This window comes from Pseudomonas sp. dw_358, from assembly GCF_018449655.1.
In the GTDB taxonomy this organism is placed as follows: Bacteria; Pseudomonadota; Gammaproteobacteria; order Pseudomonadales; family Pseudomonadaceae; genus Aquipseudomonas.
Genome location: NZ_JAAVUX010000032.1, coordinates 1 through 4292, shown reverse-complemented (window position 1 = coordinate 4292; position 4292 = coordinate 1). Strand labels below are relative to the sequence as shown.

Genomic DNA, 4292 nt, shown 5'->3' with positions numbered 1-4292 from the left:
CTTACTGCTATTCAGCGCCGCGCTGAAGCCCTCGACCGCCGAGGTCGCGGTGGCATCGCGCATTTTGACCAAGATCAGATAACCGCTGGTGCGCTCGACAAGCGTGCCCACCGCCGAGGCATTGTCCTTGCCTTTGATCAGGTCGCCTTCCCAGTGGCCGGGCATTTGCCGGTCTTCAATCTCGGGCGGACGCACGTGAATGCTCACCATGTCGGGAATCTGGCCGCGTCGATCAACACCGCCACTGCGCGGTCTACGGGTGCTTTTCCCCTGACGTAGACACAGGATCAACTCCTTGCGCAGCTCGCCCACAGGCAGTGCGTAGATGGCGTTGTAGATCGTTTCCCGGCAAACGTAGGCTTCTTCAAAATTTATTTTCATAACACGCAGCTTGCCCGCGATTTGCTCGGGAGAAAAGCGCTCTCGAAGCAAGAGGATAATCAGGTCGAACAGCTCATTGCCCGGCACCAGCTTTCGGGGCGGACAGCAGATTTTTCGACGTTCACGAGTCAGGGCTTGGGCCTCGCAGGCCGCATACCCTCCGGTGGAAGCACTATTTCTTCGCAACTCGCGGCTGATGGTGGAAGGACTACGTCCCAGCAGATGAGCAATCTCTCGCTGACTGAGGTCTCGTTGCTGTCACTATTTGAATAGTGACGCGTTCTTCGATACTGAGTTCGGTATAAGACATCGCCGTACCTTACCTGAGGTAGGGGTGTTGCACTCAGTTTTTGCGGCTGCCACGAAGCGGCTGGCTTATGCACTATATATGAATTCGAAGTGGTCAGATTTAGCCTCACAAACGCTTTAGATAAAGCACGGAATTTAGAATTCTTGATAATCGGAGGTAATCACGAATTTTTCCGGAAGGCGATATATTTAGTATTGATTGCAGTAGTTTTTTTATTGATACTCAAACTGAAAAAAATGGCTGTTTTCGCCCGTGACCCCCGTATTCACAGGGCGTGACAGGCCAACCGCTCAAGCACCCACACCTCGCTTTGTCATTTCAAAAAAGGAAGAAACGCCTGTGACCTTGAATTCCGGCCCCATCGGCCTGCCCAAGACCCGAGACCTGGTGCGCCACTATGCGGCGCAGTTGCTCGAGGCCGGAGCAGAGGTGTCGGTGAGCGCGATTCGGACACTGATCCGGGACGAGCACGGGGTGACCGCGTCGCCGAACGTGGTGGGCGATGAAGTCAAACAGTTCTGGGCCCGGACCGGGCCCTTGCTCAGTGCCCGACTGAAGCGACCGGGAATACCGGAGGCGGTGTGCCAGGTGCTGGACAGCGTGTGGGAGGTGGCGCTGAACGAAGCCACCGCCGCGTATGCGATCGAGCGCTCGCACCACGTGCAAGAAGCGGATCGGGCGAAGGCCCGGGCGGCCGTAGCGTTGGAAGAGGCGGAGCAGGCGAGGGGACGCTTTGCCGACCAGGAACGGCAGATCGCCTTGCTCGGCGAGCACGTGCAGCGGCTGAGCGCGCAGCTGGATCGGGCGCAGGCGCAGAACGAGGAAATCCGCGGCGAGCTGCGCGAGGTGATGAATCAGCATCAGCAGCAAGGGCAGCGGCACGCTACCGAGCTGGAGCGCCTGCAGACGTCGCATCAGGCGGAGCAGATGCGTTTTGCGCAAACGCATGCGGCCGAGGTCGCTCGGCTGCAAGCGGTGCACCAGGAGGAGAATAGCGCGCTGCGCGCCGAGGTCAGTCGCCAGGCGGACATCTTCGAGAGCACCACCAATCACCTGATGATGGAGACCAGCCGGGTGCGCGATGCCGCCAAGCTGGAAACCGAACGACTGACCCAGGAACTGACGCACAGTCGCGACCTGGTCGACCAGCTGCGCGTGCAGCGCTCGGATGCCAAGGAGGAAAGCGCCGGGCTGCGGGTGCAGGTCGAGAGCGCGGCCATGCAGCTACGCCAATTGCAAAAAGCGCATGACTGGCTGGAGGCGCAGGAGGCGCCGGCCAAGGATCAAAAGGAGGAGGGCAGGGCGTAGGAGGGCTTTTCGACAGCGCTCGGCTGTTGCATGATCGCGCTATCCCCCTCTGCACTAGGCGATCGCACCACAACGCAGGTCAATTGGCACAAAATCTTCGTTGCATAACTGACATAACTCGAGACACGGTATGACCGCTGAATTGACTGAAGAAGAAATGCGCCGAGCATTGTTTGGGGCAGAGCAGGCCCCTGCGCCGCAGGTGCAGATTCCCGATCCGATGGCGCATATTCCGGACGTGGTGATCGTGCCGCCGGCTCCGGCAGTTGCAACCCGGAAAAAAAAGAGTAGCGGGGCCTTCACACCACGGGTGCGGGTGACTCTACAGGTAGGCAATGAACTCGAAGGCGCAACGCAGCCCTATGTCCATGAGGTCGATACGTTGAGCATGCTGCAGGCCGAGCAGGAAGCGGTCAAGGTGGCCAGGAAGAAGTATCGGTACGTCGAAGTCGAGTCAGTCACCTTGATGTGAAGGCGGCAGTTCACACTGCATGGGGCCATGTGTTAGAGCGCGCATCGCAGACGTATGTGCTGAGGCCGACACGAACCGAGACGGGCAGTGGTTGCCGAGAGACAGTATTACGCTACGTTAGTCAATTTTGTTGCTGCCGCAGCAAAAAAAAATCAAGCTCTTAGGAAGGCTGCCGAAACACATGTTAAAGCTATTTCTAGAACCGTTTCGGAAAAATTTTAGCTACTGAGGAAATGAGATGGAATTATGGTGATGAAATTTCGTAGGAGAGCTAGTTCTTGCAATTACTTCTGCTAGCCATTAATTTTCTTTCACGCTTACGACGATCAAGGCACCTGCAAGATTGTATCTAGGGCTAAAATGGAGTTTGTAATGAGATCAGTCTCAGGCTGTGTACGTAAAGTCAGGATCCTCGCATTGACGATAGCTACCACGAGTGTTACGAATTGTGCGCTTGCAGCTGATTCGTATTGGTGGCTAGAATCAACGCCCGAACCTCATTATGCGACAGCGGTCGCCGCGTGCGATTTTTGGAGTAATGAGTATTTTCCCGTGACGTTTGAATTTCTACAATATGATTATTTTTCTGCTCCCGATTACCGTGCAGGTCAGCTCGGAGGGGCCTATTGCTTCAGCACTCGGGGTAGGAGGGGGGTAAACTATGTAAAGGGTGACTGTTCAAACGGTGGGAACTACAACGCAATTTCCGGAGCATGCGAGCAGTCAGGGGTCGAAATATTGCGCAAGAATACGGGAAAGCCTGGTGGTTTATTAAGCTGCAATGCCCCATCGTTAGCAGTAGGCGACCCCATAGACATCGCCACTGGGAATAACTATCAAGATGATATTGATTATCAATCGAAAGATCTGCAGCTGGAATTTCATCGATATTACAATAGTCAAAGTACTCCCGCTCCTGTTTGGACAAATACGTTTTCTACTCATCTGGTGATTGATACAAGTGACTTGATTTTGGTCAAAGCAGATGGATCTCAGGCCATGTTTTTCATTCATAATGGAGTGATCTCTTCCGAAAGCACAGAGCTTGGGCAGTTATCCCAGTCCGGTTCGAATTATATATACATGGCTCCTACTGGGGATGTCCAGACGTTCAACTCATCCGGTCAGATGACGAAGTGGCAGCGCAACGCTTTAAGCACGCTTTCACTGACTTATGGCGACTGGGATGTTGTGGTTAAAGATGATTTGGGGAATTCACTGACTATAACTTATAGCTATAGTGCAAATGGGCAGCTTGGAAGCTTGCAGGCTGATGGGTTGACAGTTGTTTATAGCTATGGCGGATCAAACGCTTCTCTCTTGTCGCAAGCGACTTATACAAGAGGGAGTTCGGTCGTGACAAAAAAATATAATTACGGTGATTCAACTAACCCTGATCGTATTACGAGTGTGATCGACGAGAGAGGCTTGGTTGCGAGTTCCTGGGAATATGATTCGAGCGGGCGAGTTGTTTTGGGGGCGCGTGGTGGCGCTATCGATCAGATAAAATTGGAATACAATTCTGACGGTACTACCACAGTGACAAACGCTCTTGGCAAACAAGCGAATTATAAGTTTCAATTGATAGATGGAGTAAAACGCGTTGTCGCAATTACCGGCGAACCTTCTGATAACTGCCTGGCTAGCAATTCGAGCTACACCTATGACGATCGTGGTCTGATTTTGACCAAGACCGACGCCAAAGGCAACCTCACCACCTACACCTACAATGACCGGGGCCTGGAATCCAGCCGTACCGAAGCCAGCGGCACACCCCAGTCCCGCACGATCACCACCACCTGGGACCCCACCCGGTTTCTA

General features: G+C 54.0%; 3 protein-coding genes and 1 pseudogene. 3 read left to right on the top strand and 1 reads right to left on the bottom strand.

The annotated features are described in order from the left end of the window. A pseudogene (locus HB675_RS25515) lies at positions 1 to 691 on the bottom strand (IS30 family transposase); the annotation flags it as partial. Positions 692 to 1030: 339 nt separating this feature from the next. Between HB675_RS25515 and HB675_RS25510 the strand changes: the two are divergent. The 3 genes from HB675_RS25510 to HB675_RS25500 form a co-directional block, all read left to right on the top strand. After that, positions 1031 to 1999, top strand: a complete 969-nt coding sequence (locus tag HB675_RS25510; protein WP_213881944.1) for a DNA-binding protein — start codon at positions 1031 to 1033, stop codon at positions 1997 to 1999. A 130-nt stretch (positions 2000 to 2129) separates the two neighbouring features. Further along, a complete protein-coding gene (locus HB675_RS25505; protein ID WP_213881943.1) occupies positions 2130 to 2471 on the top strand; it encodes a hypothetical protein in 342 nt (113 codons plus the stop codon). A gap of 552 nt (positions 2472 to 3023) precedes the next feature. Continuing rightward, positions 3024 to 4292 (top strand): DUF6531 domain-containing protein (locus HB675_RS25500; protein ID WP_213881942.1); only part of this gene is annotated, 1269 nt, incomplete at its 3' end.